We start from the raw sequence: 14,083 nt of genomic DNA on the forward strand, positions 1-14,083 counted from the left end.
ACTGATAAAGAAGGTTATGTCAGTTTTAATTTTGTTGCCAGCGACCAGAAAGATGTCATAAATCTCAAAGGTAAATATTTTGTTGATGACAAACCTAGGATAACTTGGGTTAAAATTAATGTTATTGCTGAGGAAATTTCTAATATTGTTGTCCATGATTTTATAGAAGGGGTAGTCGGTACCAAATTTAATAAAGGGATTCAGGTTTTTGTGGCGGATAATAATGCCTCACCGGTTGTAGATATTTTCTTGTCAGTAAGGCTTAAAAAAGCACCACTTGGGGCTAATGTTGGCAAAGAGATTGAACAAACATATCAGTTAAAAACAAACAGACAAGGGATGGCTGAATTTAATCCTGTACTTGGCAACCTGAAAGGTGAATACATTTATACTGCAAAGATTAATACTTTAGAGAAAGATATTATAATTAACGCCGTGCCTGATAAACCATCAAGGATAAGGCTAGTTGCTAAAGACAGTCCGCAAGTTCAAGTTTTCAAGCAGATTGATACATTAAGTGCCCAGCTTTATGATAAACATGACAATTTAATAACAAGAGGGACTCTTATTTATGACATTAATACTTCCAAGAAGGTGTTACGTCATGACTTTAATAAGAGAGTTCCTGTAAATGAAAAAGGCTTAACGCCTCTTCCCTTTAAGTCACCAGATAAAAAGGGTATCTATTATATTTATGTCACTGATGAGGAATACTCTAACACAGCATTTTATCAATTTGAGGTTGTTGAATCTAAGGTTAATAATATTATTTTAATAAGCTCAGAGGATAAAGACAAAAAATATATTGTGGGTCGTCAAAATAAAGGTATCTTTAAAACAAGAGTAGTAGACCGTTTTGGAAACCTAGTAGAAAAGGCTAAATTGAGTTTAGATTTATATCCAACCGGAAGTGACGCTTCATCCGTTGGCGCTGATGCTTTCACTGATGCAACTGGTGTTGCTGCTTTTGATATTGTTATGCCGGAAAAGTCTGGCATATATAACTTAGCTATTTATTCTGATGCAGATGAAGCGATTAGACAGACAGTCCAAATAGAGGTTTTTCCTGAAGATGTTTATTCTGCTATCATTTTATCCGGAAATAATCAGATGGTTAATCCAGGAGTATCCTTTGGTGAAGATTTCTCAATTAAATTACAGGATAGATATGATAATCCTATTTCGAATGAGCAAATAAGATGGTCTTACTCTGTTGATGTTAAAGGCGAAAAAAGACAATACATTCAGACGGGAGAAACGAATTTTGAGGGTATTTCAACCTTTAATTATGTAACAGATTCGAATCCTGGAGTAAAAGAAATTAAAGCTTATTATAAGAAAGATAAAAAATGGGAGTATGTTTCCTATTATGTGAAAGTAGTTGGTGTGTCTGTTGAGACATTGAAGAAGATAGCTGGAGATGAACAGAGGGTACTATTAGGGCAAGAAATTCCAGACTTTTATGTTGTAAAGGCTTTTGACGTAAACGGTAATCCTATCCAAGATATGCCAATTGTTTTTCAAATAGCTCAGGACAATAAAGAAGGGAAAGACTTTGTGGTGTTAGAGAAGATAAATAGAAGCGACAATAATGGTATTGTTAAGCAAAAGTTTTCTGCGCCTGTTGAGCCTGGGAAGTATAAGATAATTGTTTTTCCACAATTTCAAGACAAATTAAAAGTAGAATTTGAACTCAACGTTGTTAGTGAGAAAATTAAATTAAACGCAGAGGAAAGCGTTTCTAATAAATTTTTACTATTGAGACTTATTAGCTTACAACCAGAAAAAATTATTGTGAAGGTTGGCGATAATGCGCGATTGTGTGAAGTTATGTTGGTGGACAGGTTGAATAACCCCATGCCAGGCGTAGTTATTGAGTGGGAAATATATGAGATTGCCAAGAATATCACTTATACTAGAACAACCAGAACAGACAATGAAGGGAAAACCTCTTTGCCTGAAATTAATAGAACATATGAGCGAAAGTTTGTTGTAAAAGCGTTGGATCCTACTTCTAAATCATCAGCAATTTTTAATTTAGATATTCTTTATGATATTGGCAAAGAAGTGAGTTTAAATTTTATAGGAATTCCAATTGAAAAGGAGAAAGATAAACAGATATCTTTGTCTAAAGAATCAAAAATAGTTGATGTGATGGCAGAGGATGTTATTGTTATTAATGATCAAGGAATAGAGACTAATCATCCGAAGAAGTTAGCTTTGTATGTAGGTCAAACGCCTCATATTTTAAAAGTCTACAATAATAAGGACAGGGTAGTTGTTGGGAATATTTCTGTTGGAAAAAATAGATATAAGTCTAACTTTGTTATTGAGCCAAAAAATGTTCTTGAATTGTCTCTCGCACCAGATGTTACTCAAAATGTAGAGGAAGTCACTATTTCTATCGTCAAGAATAGAATGATCCCTTGGATAAAGGACTCGGTTCGTTTTAATCTTTTTACTCAAACTGCTTCTATCTATTCAATTAAGAGAAATGATCAAGAATATCGTTCTTTGTTTGTGGACCAATTAGACTTTTTTAAGTTTTCTATTAAGCCAAAAGTAGCTATGATTGAAAGAAAAAACGAGATAGATGTCGAGATAAGTGTAGTTCCAAAAACAGGTAAAAAAATAAAGTTTAATAGAGTTGTGAGCGTCGACAGTGATTTTGTTTTTGAAAACATGTTTGATATACCAGGTGATTATAGAGTCGTCGTTAGTTCTTATTTATTGGAAAATGAGTTGGTCTATTATGTTAAAGTATTTGATGGCGATAATTTGATTAGACCAATAAAAGGTTTTGGTGAGTATAAGTTAGAAAATGATGGAGTTGACGTTCCAATTGTTTTGGATGTGATATATAGAAAGACAAAAGAAAAAGTAATTAATGATTTTATTATTTGGGAGATTGTGGAGAAGCCTTTAGGAGCGGTAGTTGAATATCAAAGAAGGTCAACAACCAATGAAAAGGGAATAGCTGAAAATTTGGTGTCCTGCTCATCGATGAAGGGAAAATATACCATAAGAGCGAGGAGACTGTTCGCGCCAGAGGAATACTTTGATTTTGTATTTGAGATAAAGTAGCAAAAGGAGGCCGTGATGTTAAAGGTGTTTGTTTGTTTATTATTGGCTCATGTATTGTCTGATTTTGTTTTACAAACTAATTTTGTTTATAAGTTAAAGACAAAATCAAAGATTGGGTTATATTTGCATGTAGCGACCTTTTTTCTGTTGTCTTTTTTGTTTTGTTTACCATCGTCCTATAATTTATATTTTTTTATTTGGCTTGGGTTTGTCTCAGTGAGTCATTATTTTATCGATAAAATAAAACTTTTTTTTCAAAGAAATATTATTCAAAAAGAATTAATTCATTTTTATGCTGACCAAAGTATTCATGTACTAATTCTCTGTTCATTGTTTCTTTTTTTTCAGGACATTAATGGTTCCTCTTTTCTGTTTGAAATGATTCAAGGAGCATTAGCTTTGTCCACTAAAAGTGCGATTCTTTTGTTTTTTACGTTGAGTTTCTCTGTTTATATTTCTTATGGTATATCTGTTGTACTTTATTATTATGATAGAACGGTGGATTTGCAGGTTGAGAAGCTAAAGCATAATTATTTTTCCATGTTTGTTAGAGTTATGATTTTTTTATTGTTAGCGAGTAAGTTTTTTTGGTTGGGAATTCTGCTGGGTTTATTTGTAAGACAAGTATTGAAAAAGCGTCTAATTTATGATGGCAGACGTTTTGTTATTGAAGTATTAACTTTATTTGTTTTCTTAATTATGTTTCTTCCTATAAAATATATGATAGTGGGCTTTTAATGAAGAGAATCGCCATAGTTATAGCGTTTGCTGGTTTTAGGGATGAAGAGTTTTTTGTTCCCTATAATGATCTGATTAAAGATTTTAATGTCCAAGTTTTTTCGAGTCAAAGAGGGTTGGCAAAAGGTAAGCTGGAAGGAACATTTATGGTGGAAAATCTTTTAGAGGAAATTGTTCCAGAAAAGTTCGACTGCTTGATGTTGATTGGTGGACCTGGTGGTTATGCTTATCTAGAAAACGAGAATTTAAAAGAAATAATTAGGGCTTTTTATTCATTGAATAAGCTAGTTTCTGCTATTTGTATGGCTCCTTTGATTTTAGCTGAAGCAGGAGTTTTAGATAATAAAAAAGTTACTGTTTTTCTAGGAGAGGCGGATAGAATAAAACAAGTTAAAGGAATACATTATACAGGTAAAGATGTTCAGATAGATGGTAATATCATAACGGCGGATGGAGCATCCTCTGCTGGAGCTTTTTCAAAAAAAGTAAGGGAGTATTTAAATGGATAAAATATTAGTTACAGGGGGCGCTGGGTTTATTGGGTCGCATATTGTTGAGGAACTTGTATTGCTTGACCACAAAGTCACGGTTATAGATGACCTTTCTTCTGGTAATCATAACAACTTGGCTCATATAGATAAAAAAAATATAGAGTTTATAAAAATGGATATTCGTGATGAAGAAGCAGTTTCGAAATTATTTGAAGAAAAGAAATTTGACGTTATTTTTCATCAAGCAGCTATTGCTTCTGTAAATAGGTCAATCCTTGAGAAAGAATTCACGCATTCTGTAAATGTTTTAGGGACTGAAAATATTTTCAAAAATGCAGTAATAACAAATGTAGATAAAGTAATATTTGCTTCATCCGCTGCTGTATACGGAGATGACCCTGTTTTGCCCAAAAATGAATTTATGCAACTTAGACCGGTGAGTCCCTATGGTGAGCATAAGATGATAAATGAGGACATGGGTTTAATATACAGCGAAAAAGGTTCCACTCAGTTTCTTGGTTTAAGGTATTTTAATGTATATGGTGAGAGACAGAATCCTGCTAGTGATTATTCAGGCGTTATCTCAATTTTTAAGAATAGAATATCTAACAGTCAAGATATCGTAATTTATGGAGACGGACAGCAGACTAGAGATTTCGTATACATAAAGGATGTTGTAACTGCGAATATTATGATGTTAATGTCCTATCAAGACTTTTCTGTATATAATGTTGGCTCTGGTAAACAAAGCTCTATTAATGAACTTTTATCTATTATGAAGAACATTTACAAAAAAAATACTAATGTAATATATGCTGCTCCTCGTGATGGAGATATAAGGTTTTCTGTTGCTGATATTAGTAGAATAAAGAATGATTTTTCGTACTTTCCTCGATACAGTTTAGAGCAGGGATTGTCATCCCTTTGTATCGTATAATATCGACGTATACATTATTTTGACATTTTTATTTTTTATGGTAAACTAGACGCAGTCCCTTGTATACAGGGCGTTTATTTTGACTGATAATTCGGGGGTTCAGTCAATAAACTAATAAGGGGGGAATCTGGTGGAGGCTACTTATAAAGATCACAACAATGTAATTCGTTTTGTTGAGGACTATTTGTCTTCGGTGGACATAGAAGATATGGACATCTCAAATAAAAGAAAAACATTAAAAGCACGCGTGAAAAACTTAGCTGCTGACTATAAATTCCCAAAAGATTTTGCTAATTATATTTCGTTATTTCTACTGGTTACTAAATTTATATATGTTGAAGACCAAACTTGGAAGGTAAATCGTGATTTAGTAAATAGAATAAAAAATGATGATTTTTTATTTGACAATCTATTTAAGTTCTTATTTTTTACTAGAGATTATAATGAATATTATAAGTCGCCATTGGTGTTTAATACTCCTTTTGCTAATAATGATTTTGAACTTGCTAATAAGAGGAAGTCTATCGTTAATACATTATATTCTTTTTGTGATGAGGAGGTTGTTTCTTTTGATAATTTATATAAAACGCTTACAACTAGGTATGCTTTCTTTAGAGACTATAATGATCCAGAAAAATTTTATTATTCTAAAGGTGAAGTGTTTAATAATAAACAATTCATTTTTTTATTTGTCTTTAAAACATTAAGTTATTTGGACATAGTAAATGTTCTGGCTAAAGGTAACTCAGTGCAAGAATGTAAGTTCAAAATCACTGAGCACGGTAAGAGGATTTTGAATTCACTGTATAACAAAGAAGAGATTGTTAAAACAACAGTAAGACCATACAGATATAAATCCACACCACAAAAAGATAATGTATACAAATATGTTTTTACTTCTGAATCTATGTTGAACCATGGTACGTATAGGTTAGAAGCAAAACTGGAAACTTTGAATCAAGCGACTTCAGCAGTTAAAGGTGATTTTTTGAGAAACATTAAACAAGGGATCGCTAAAAGGGCTAGAGAAGAGAACGTCCCTAATCTATTAGTGTAAATGCTTAAAGTGTCTTCAATTGTCAATTATTTAGAAGAAAAATACCCAAGCAAGTTTTCTTTTGAATGGGACAATTGTGGCCTTCAGATTGGAACTAGAGATAGAGAAGTCTCCAAAGCATTGTTGTGCCTTACGCTTACTTCTGCAATTATAGAGAAAGCTATTTCAGAAAAAGTAGACTTAATTGTGACGCATCATCCATTAATTTTTAAACCATTAACAATGATAGATACCTCAAAATATTGGGGAAAAAATATTGAGTTGCTTTTAAAAAATGAAATATGTGTATACTCTTTACATACAAATTTTGATGTTAATGTTAATGGCGTTAGTGATGTTTTAGCTGAGAAGTATGGTTTTACCAAAACAAAAGTATTAAGTCCAATGTTTACTGATTTGTATAAAATAGTAACATATATTCCAAAGGATAAATTTGAAGAATTTAAAGGAAAATTTCTTGAGTTAAATGTAGGCAATCTTGGGAATTATTCGCACTGTTCTTTTAGTACATCAGGTGAAGGAACTTTTTTGCCAAATAGTGAGGCGAGTCCATTTATTGGTCAAAACGGGGTCTTGGAAAAAGTAGATGAAATCAAGATAGAAACTATTGTAAAAGATACTGATTTGGACAAAGTGGTGTCTACAATGAAATCGTTTCATCCTTATGAAGAGCCTGCGTATGATGTTTTCTCAATAAAAAATAAAGATAAGAGCATTGGACTTGGACGTTATGTTGTTTTAGATGAAGAAAAAAGAGTTGAGGATTTTTTGTCAGTTTTTAATGGACATTTATATGGCAATGTTAGTTTAGATCGAAAAGTTAAAAGGATTGCGTTTAGTGGTGGTAGTGGAGCAAGCTTAGTGGCGAAAGTTGCAGCTATGGATATAGATTTATTTATAACAGGAGATATCGATTATCATACTGCAGTAGATGCTGAAGAGCTTGGCCTTTCTATTTTGGACATTGGTCATTATGAGAGCGAGATGCCAGCTATGTATTACTTGAAGTCTATTTTGACTGATAAGTTTTCAGAAATAGAATTTGTAATTTAGCTCAAACAGATATATTTAGTTTTGGTATAGAGAATTCTCTGGTATATAAACTTCTTGCTTTTAAACTTTTAGCTAGATGAATGGTGCTGTATCCAAATTTTTTGTTCAAATTGTCTACTGTTTTGTTTAGTTTTTCTATTTTGGCTATTTTTATATTATCTTCAAAAAGAGATAGCTGAGCACTGCTGTCGGCTGTTAGGTCTGATAATACACAAGCAGTTTGACGATAAATAGTTCCGTTTACAAACAGCGAAGGAAGAATTGGTTCTATTAGTTTATATATTTCGCTAGCAGAGGAGGAGGGACTTGATAGTGTTATTTTTTGGCCATTAGTAAAGAATAACTGTGTTTTGGTTATGATTGTTATTTTCGTGGCTGCAAGATTATATTTTCTACTTTTAGCACAAGCATCTTCGATGTTTTTGTATAGTTGAGAGAGAATAGTTTCTTTATCTTTGGTAGGGGTAAATGTTTTAGCCTTACTTATACTTTGATAGGTGGACTTTCTTCCTGTTTTAATTTTATATAGATGTTCGCCTTTTAGTTCGTTATATATTTCTCGTTCTTTTTTGTCCAAATAGCTATTTACAAAGAGGTAATCTTTTTTAATAAAATCATAGGCTGTATGGCAATCAAATTTTTTTAGGAAGGCGGCGGTGTTTTTTCCTATTCCCCATACTTTTTCAATAGGTGTCTTTTGTAATAAAATATGAATATTAGTGCCGTCTACACAGGTTATGCCAAAAGGTTTTCTAAAGTTAGAGCAGAGTTTAGCTAATGTTTTAGAGAGGCTTACTCCTACCGAGACAGAGATGTTTAGTTCTTCCATTATATCTTTTTGCATTTTGATGGCTATCTCTTTGTAGCTACAGTTATGCATTTTTCTTAGTCCGGTTATGTCCGCAAAGGCTTCGTCTATAGAATATTCTTCAACTGCTGGAGTGTAACGTCGCATGATGGTGAAGATTTTTGTTGCGAACATGGAATATGCTTCGTAATTGCCAGCAACAACTATGCATTCTGGAAAGTCTCTTTTGATTTTACTTATAGGCATACCTCTGGTTATCCCAAGTTTTTTAGCTTCGTAACTCATGGAAGAGGCTATTCCGCGTTCTTGACCGGTGACGACCGGTTTATCTCTTAATAAAGGGTTTAGTGCTTTTTCTACAGAGGCAAAGAAGCTGTCACCATCTAGATGTAGTATTGCTTGTGGCCAATGAATAATACTTAGGGGTCTATTATCCATATTTTCGACAGGTGCTAATAACAACGCCAGTAATATTGAGAGTTTTTTCAGGATGGATGTCTGGATAGTTGGGATTAGCTGCTTGTAGATAAGTTTTGCCTTTAGATTTGCGAAGATACTTCATCGTCCACTCACCATCGACTTCTGCTATTACAATATCTCCACTTTTTGCTAAACGGCCTTTTTCTACCAATACCATGTCTTTGGGTAATATTCCTGCTTCTATCATAGAATCACCTTTTACTTCTAACATAAAGGTAGCGGTTGGTTTATCTATCAAAAACTCTTCTAGGGAGATTGTTCCTTGTAGCTCTTCTTCTTCCGCAGTCGGAAAACCGGCAGCTACAGATCCTAATAGTTTAATTCTATTATGGAAGAGGGGGGTTGTGAGTAGCTTGCCGGTCGAGGGGTCTTTTTCGATGATATTATTTTCGATTAATTTGTTTACTAAATAGACTGCAGAATTACGAGATGAATAATTAAATAGCTTAGCTATTTCACCAAGGCTTGGTAGTCTATCGTTTTTTTTGTAGAAATCTTTTAATTTTTCTAGGGCTTTTTTGATGTTCATAAGTTTATTGTACAAACGTACAAGAAGTATGTCAATAGTCGTTTTTATCTCTTTATTATGTTTTATTTTGTCATTGTCATTTCTGTGACTGTTGTGTCATTCCCGCGTAGGCGGGAATCTATTCTCTTAATTCTGTTAGTTACACTAACTTGGCTTTATTAAAAATGAACTTTTAGATTCTTTTATGTTAAGTGTTTATTCTTCATTTTTTCTTGATAAAAACCGAAGCAAAAAATCAAGAGTGCTCCAATTCACTGCGTGACTTTTGGGTAATTTTTATCGCACCCATTGGCTGTCTGGAAAATTATTTTGCTCTTATGCGTATGTGGGCATGCTCCTAAAATTACTACAAAGTCATCTTGCTCAGATTCCGCACTCAATATAAATATAGAAAAATTGCAATGAAGCTTAAACAATGATAATTTATAAATATGGGCATAGAAAACATAAAAGAAGCAGCTAGAAAAAAATCTCTTGGAGAATTGGGTGAACTATTTGCGATAAAGGCATTAGTTGATAAGAAATTCGACAGAATTAGAAATTTAAATGACAATCTAATGAACGAAAAATTTGCTGATATTGAATGTGAAAAAGATGGAATAAAATATATAGTAAGCGTAAAAGCTAGAAATAAATATCAAAAAAACGGCAAGCTCAATACCAGATACAATCTAGGCTCAAAAGCATATAATAATGCACTGTCTGCTGAAGAAAAATATAATGCTTCAGCTTATTGGATGGCTATACAATTTGACCACAAGTCTTTTTCAATATATTTTGGTTCTTTAAAAGAATTAAATGGGAGTAAAGCTATTCCAGTTGATAAATGTGAAAAAGGAATAATAGGACAAATTTGGGAACTTAATAAACGACATTACTTTGATTTTGAATACTATTCAAATAAAGATAAATCAAATAGGATTAATAAATAATGATAGGTTGGAAAGTAATATACAAAATCACATATCCAAATAATAAGATCTATATTGGAAAAGATTTAACTGATAGCATTAATTACTTTGGAAGTGCCTCAGATGAATTAATAGAAAAAGATTTTACCAGAGAAGATAGGAAGAATTTTATCATTAAAAAAGAAATTCTTTGGGAATCAAATATTGCTACTAACCAAGAAGTAAACAATAAAGAAGTAGAATTAATTTTACAGTATAAATCTAATAACCCTGAGTTTGGATATAATCAATGGCCCAAATATAAGTGTGAATTTTAAATTGTCCCAGAGCATCTCGCACAAATACTTCGACAAGCTCAGCACAAGTATAAAATTGTAGATATTTCGACGTCATTACCCTCACCCGACGCAAGTAATCAAGAACTACTCACAAAGAATATTGCCGTCACCCTCTCCAAATCTAATTTAGCAAGAATAAACACAATAACTAAACCTCTCTGCCAGGAGAGGTAGCTATACATTAAATAAATATGAAGTTGAACGTAAATTTAGCTGGTGAGGTTTTGGAGAGGGTCAGCAGTAAGTTCATTTTTTTAGAAGTTTTTGGCCTCTTCTGCTGGGAGAGGTGAAAGAATCAAAAAATTTACTTTTAAAAAAGCCAAGTTAGTCTTGCTAACTAGAGGTTATATTTCTATAAAAGAATGTTTTAAATACCACACTTGTGGTATTATATTAATATGATATTAAAAGGAAGTGATTTATATGAGTCCAAAAGTAAAAACAAAACATAAAGATGCTTATATTAAAACCAGAATTGAACCAGAATTAAAGTTTCAAGCTGAAAGGGTTATAAAAGCTCTTGGACTTACAACTACTCAAGCAGTCGCATTATTCTATAGACAAATATTATTAAATAAAGGATTGCCTTTTGATGTGAAAATACCTAACAAAGAAACATTAGAAGTTTTTGAGAGAACCGATAAGGGAGAGGACTTAACTGAATATAATAGCGTAGATGAGTTTTTTGAAGAAATGGGAATATAAGTGTTAAAACCTTTTTTTACAGGAAAATTTAAGAAAGACTTTAAGTTTATGATTGAGAAACGAAAGCGCAATGTAAGTAAAATAAAAACAATTATTACTCAACTACAAAATCAAGAACTTTTAGAAACAAAGCACAAAGATCATAAACTTATGGGTGATTTTGAAGGACGAAGAGAATGTCATATAGAGCCAGATTGGCTATTAGTATATAAAATAGATAAACAAACAATTATATTTGAAAGAACTGGAACGCATTCGGATTTATTTAAGTAACATAAAGGAATAACCCAGTGGAGACTTTTTTTTGTTTAGTTGGGTTTTTTGTCCCGGAGCACTCGCACAAGTATAAAATTGTAGATATTCTGACTTTATATATTTTTTGAATTTATTCACTCCATTAATTGCACTGAAGGGACCGTGCGGAAGTGAATATCTAAGATTTAATGAAATGAGGTTTTGAAATAATCCTTCCCTTTTTAAGGGAAGGTGGCTCAGCGTTGCTGAGTTGGAAGGGTGAAAGTTAGCCTAGCTAACAAGAAAGATTTTTTGAGTTATTAATAAAGAAGTCCCCTTTAGGGGATTTAGGGGCTGTGATATAATCTACAGCATGAAAAACATCGCAATAGTTGGAGCAACAGGTTACACAGGTTCAGAGCTTATTAGACTGCTTTCTAAACACAAGCAGGCGAAAGTAGTATGTATTACGTCTACTAGCCAAACTGGTATTTCTATAAAGAGTTTATACCCAACACTGGATAGCGAATTAGTGTTAGAAGAGTATTCTGTAGAAAAGATGAAATTACTCAAAATTGATTTAGTTTTTCTGGCAACACCGCATGGAACTTCTATGCAGTTTGCAGCTGAACTATTAGCTAATAATATTAAAGTTGTAGACCTTAGTGCTGATTTTCGTTTTGCTGACCCATCAGTATATGAAAAGAAGTACCCAAAACACTCTCATCCTGAGCTGTGCAAAGAAGCAGTGTATGGATTAACAGAGGTTTATCGTGAGGAGGTTGCTAAGGCTAACCTTATAGGTAATCCGGGTTGTTATGTGACTTCCGTCTTATTACCAATGCTTCCTATTAAGGATAAAGTTTTTGATATTATTTCAGATTCTAAGAGTGGAGTGTCCGGTGCAGGCGTTAAAGTTGAAGCACAGATGAAGAAGTTTGTGGAATTAGAAGATTTTAAGGCATATGGAATAAGTAGTCACCGTCATCAGATAGAGATAGAAACTTATTTAGATGCGACAATCGAGTTTACTCCTCATTTATTACCAATAGATCGTGGTATCCTTTCTACGATTTATTTTAAATCTAAAAGTTCACTAGAAGAACTTCAGACTATTTTAGATAATTTTTATAAGGGCGAACCCTTTGCTATATTTTTAAAAGAAGGCGATCCGAAAATCTCTGATGTGGCTTGGACTAATAAATGTGTATTTAAATTATATAAGGGCACCAAAGAGAATAGCTTTATTATGGTTAGTGTGATTGATAATCTTACCAAAGGAGCCTCTGGTCAGGCTATACAGAATATGAATGTCATGTATGGTTTTAACGAAACTGAATCGTTAATTTAGTTTTTTCATGGTCACTGATTCTGATTTTATTCAATATTTAGAAGAACAGCTAGCTGATACCAACAACGTCTTTTTTCGTAAGATGTTTGGCGAATATGCTATTTATTGTGATGAAAAAGTCGTAGCGCTTGTTTGTGATAATCAATTGTTTATTAAGCCCACTGTGGCTGGAAGAGAGTATTTGGAAGAAGTAATAGAAGAACCTCCTTATATTGGGTCTAAAAATTATTTTTTGATAGGCGATAGATTAGAAGATAGGGAATGGTTAAGTGAGCTGGTTCGTATTACGGCAAACGAATTGCCTTTGCCTAAGCCCAAAAAACCTAAAAAGAAAAACTAGATTTTATGAAAAGCTAATCTTGTAACTTTATAAAGTTTTTAATATTTCAATTCTTTATAAAGCTTGGTATAATAGACGATTATGAATTATTCACAAAAACTTAAACTATTACAAGAATACCTAGGCCTAACTCAGCAACAGCTTGCTGATAAGTTTGGTGTTAGTTTTCCAACGATGAACAGTTGGTTGCATGGTAAGTCCGTACCACGTAAATCGAAACAAAAATATATACATGAAGAATATATAAATATTTTTGGAGAAAGTTCATCTGTATCTATAAATGATGCCAGAATAAACTTAATTGAGGACGCGAGAAGAAAGAATAATTTTTTAGGAGTTATTAATAAACAAAAAGACATTAGAGATTCTTTAGTGTTAGCTCTTACCTATCATACAGATAAAATAGAAGGTAGTACTCTTACAATGAGGGAAACTCAGGTTGTTTTGTTTGAAAACCAAACAGTAAATAAGAGTTTAATTGAACAATTAGAAGCAAAAAATCACCAAACAGCTTGGAATTTTTTATTAAAACAGATATCCGATAAAACGTTTGCTTTAGATGAAAAGTTTATCTTGAAGTTGCACGCTATATTAATGAATGGAATTTTAGAGGATGCTGGTTGTTATAGAAACCATCCGGTTAGAATTGTTGGTTCTCGTACTGTTACGGCTAATTATATGAAAGTGCCAATATTAATTGAAGAACTTGTTTCTGATATTAACAAGAAGCCTGATGACTTTTTAAATCACTGTGCTGGGATTCATAGTAGATTTGAACAAATTCATCCGTTTGGTGATGGAAATGGTAGAATTGGAAGACTGTTATTACAAGCTATGCTTCTTAATAATAACTATCCACCTGCTATTGTTGAGCAAGATAAGAAGATTCGGTATTATGAGGGTTTAGAAAAAAGTCAGATTAAGTACGAATATTACTTATTAGTAGAACTTATTATTGAAAGTTTATTGGTAGGATTAAAGATAATTATAATAAAATAAGTTTGATTATTGCCGTGAGTATTCTATA

General features: G+C 32.6%; 15 protein-coding genes. 13 read left to right on the forward strand and 2 right to left on the reverse strand.

Features of this window, described 5'->3' with window-relative positions; translation table 11 throughout:
• The 6 genes from PHF25_02755 to PHF25_02780 form a co-directional block, all read left to right on the forward strand.
• Window positions 1–3,084 (forward strand): hypothetical protein (locus PHF25_02755; protein ID MDD4526939.1); only part of this gene is annotated, 3,084 nt, incomplete at its 5' end.
• Window positions 3,085–3,099: 15 nt separating this feature from the next.
• Window positions 3,100–3,822: a DUF3307 domain-containing protein gene (locus PHF25_02760; protein MDD4526940.1), complete on the forward strand. Its 723-nt coding sequence runs from the start codon at window positions 3,100–3,102 to the stop codon at window positions 3,820–3,822.
• Entirely contained in the window at window positions 3,822–4,331 is a 510-nt protein-coding gene (locus PHF25_02765) for a DJ-1/PfpI family protein (protein MDD4526941.1), read from the forward strand. Before PHF25_02760 ends, PHF25_02765 begins: the two co-directional genes overlap by 1 nt.
• Complete coding sequence (locus PHF25_02770; GenBank protein MDD4526942.1) at window positions 4,324–5,250, forward strand: SDR family NAD(P)-dependent oxidoreductase; 927 nt, start codon at window positions 4,324–4,326, stop codon at window positions 5,248–5,250. The genes PHF25_02765 and PHF25_02770 overlap by 8 nt, the downstream gene beginning before the upstream one ends.
• 130 nt (window positions 5,251–5,380) lie before the next feature.
• Window positions 5,381–6,307, forward strand: a complete 927-nt coding sequence (locus PHF25_02775) for a hypothetical protein (protein ID MDD4526943.1) — start codon at window positions 5,381–5,383, stop codon at window positions 6,305–6,307.
• The gene (locus PHF25_02780) at window positions 6,308–7,360 is read left to right on the forward strand and encodes a Nif3-like dinuclear metal center hexameric protein (GenBank protein MDD4526944.1); all 1,053 of its coding nucleotides are present in this window, start codon (window positions 6,308–6,310) and stop codon (window positions 7,358–7,360) included.
• A 1-nt stretch (window position 7,361) separates the two neighbouring features.
• Here PHF25_02780 and PHF25_02785 read toward each other — a convergent pair whose 3' ends face one another.
• Window positions 7,362–8,606: a DNA polymerase IV gene (locus tag PHF25_02785; protein MDD4526945.1), complete on the reverse strand. Its 1,245-nt coding sequence runs from the start codon at window positions 8,604–8,606 to the stop codon at window positions 7,362–7,364.
• Window positions 8,599–9,177 carry a LexA family transcriptional regulator gene (locus PHF25_02790; GenBank protein MDD4526946.1) on the reverse strand — a complete coding sequence of 193 codons (579 nt, stop codon included), beginning with the start codon at window positions 9,175–9,177 and terminating at the stop codon, window positions 8,599–8,601. The genes PHF25_02785 and PHF25_02790 overlap by 8 nt, the downstream gene beginning before the upstream one ends.
• A gap of 431 nt (window positions 9,178–9,608) precedes the next feature.
• Between PHF25_02790 and PHF25_02795 the strand changes: the two genes are divergently transcribed.
• The 7 genes from PHF25_02795 to PHF25_02825 all read left to right on the forward strand — a co-directional run bounded on the left by PHF25_02795 (window position 9,609) and on the right by PHF25_02825 (window position 14,055).
• On the forward strand, window positions 9,609–10,109 hold the full coding sequence (locus PHF25_02795; GenBank protein ID MDD4526947.1) for a hypothetical protein: 501 nt from the start codon (window positions 9,609–9,611) through the stop codon (window positions 10,107–10,109).
• Window positions 10,109–10,405, forward strand: a complete 297-nt coding sequence (locus PHF25_02800; protein ID MDD4526948.1) for a GIY-YIG nuclease family protein — start codon at window positions 10,109–10,111, stop codon at window positions 10,403–10,405. Before PHF25_02795 ends, PHF25_02800 begins: the two co-directional genes overlap by 1 nt.
• A 444-nt stretch (window positions 10,406–10,849) precedes the next feature.
• Window positions 10,850–11,131 (forward strand): type II toxin-antitoxin system RelB/DinJ family antitoxin, encoded by a 282-nt coding sequence (locus PHF25_02805; GenBank protein MDD4526949.1) that lies wholly within the window; start codon window positions 10,850–10,852, stop codon window positions 11,129–11,131.
• The gene (locus PHF25_02810; GenBank protein ID MDD4526950.1) at window positions 11,132–11,404 is read left to right on the forward strand and encodes a type II toxin-antitoxin system YafQ family toxin; all 273 of its coding nucleotides are present in this window, start codon (window positions 11,132–11,134) and stop codon (window positions 11,402–11,404) included.
• Between the two features lie 334 nt (window positions 11,405–11,738).
• A complete protein-coding gene (gene argC, locus PHF25_02815; protein MDD4526951.1) occupies window positions 11,739–12,716 on the forward strand; it encodes an N-acetyl-gamma-glutamyl-phosphate reductase in 978 nt (325 codons plus the stop codon).
• A 7-nt stretch (window positions 12,717–12,723) separates the two neighbouring features.
• The gene (locus PHF25_02820; GenBank protein MDD4526952.1) at window positions 12,724–13,056 is read left to right on the forward strand and encodes a TfoX/Sxy family protein; all 333 of its coding nucleotides are present in this window, start codon (window positions 12,724–12,726) and stop codon (window positions 13,054–13,056) included.
• 81 nt (window positions 13,057–13,137) lie between these two features.
• Window positions 13,138–14,055, forward strand: coding sequence for a Fic family protein (locus PHF25_02825; protein ID MDD4526953.1), 918 nt, complete (start codon window positions 13,138–13,140; stop codon window positions 14,053–14,055).
• The last annotated feature ends 28 nt before the right edge of the window (window positions 14,056–14,083 follow it).

This window comes from Candidatus Margulisiibacteriota bacterium (assembly GCA_028706105.1).
Lineage (GTDB): Bacteria > Margulisbacteria > Riflemargulisbacteria > GWF2-35-9 > DYQY01 > DYQY01.

Bases quoted from the DNA above. Each gene is read 5' to 3' on its own strand.
- PHF25_02760 (MDD4526940.1), top strand. From the start codon at position 3,100: ATGTTAAAGGTGTTTGTTTGTTTATTATTGGCTCATGTATTGTCTGAT.
- PHF25_02765 (MDD4526941.1), top strand. From the start codon at position 3,822: ATGAAGAGAATCGCCATAGTTATAGCGTTTGCTGGTTTTAGGGATGAA.
- PHF25_02770 (MDD4526942.1), top strand. From the start codon at position 4,324: ATGGATAAAATATTAGTTACAGGGGGCGCTGGGTTTATTGGGTCGCAT.
- PHF25_02780 (MDD4526944.1), top strand. From the start codon at position 6,308: ATGCTTAAAGTGTCTTCAATTGTCAATTATTTAGAAGAAAAATACCCA.
- PHF25_02785 (MDD4526945.1), bottom strand. From the start codon at position 8,606: ATGGATAATAGACCCCTAAGTATTATTCATTGGCCACAAGCAATACTA.
- PHF25_02790 (MDD4526946.1), bottom strand. From the start codon at position 9,177: ATGAACATCAAAAAAGCCCTAGAAAAATTAAAAGATTTCTACAAAAAA.
- PHF25_02795 (MDD4526947.1), top strand. From the start codon at position 9,609: ATGGGCATAGAAAACATAAAAGAAGCAGCTAGAAAAAAATCTCTTGGA.
- PHF25_02800 (MDD4526948.1), top strand. From the start codon at position 10,109: ATGATAGGTTGGAAAGTAATATACAAAATCACATATCCAAATAATAAG.
- PHF25_02805 (MDD4526949.1), top strand. From the start codon at position 10,850: ATGAGTCCAAAAGTAAAAACAAAACATAAAGATGCTTATATTAAAACC.
- argC (MDD4526951.1), top strand. From the start codon at position 11,739: ATGAAAAACATCGCAATAGTTGGAGCAACAGGTTACACAGGTTCAGAG.
- PHF25_02820 (MDD4526952.1), top strand. From the start codon at position 12,724: ATGGTCACTGATTCTGATTTTATTCAATATTTAGAAGAACAGCTAGCT.
- PHF25_02825 (MDD4526953.1), top strand. From the start codon at position 13,138: ATGAATTATTCACAAAAACTTAAACTATTACAAGAATACCTAGGCCTA.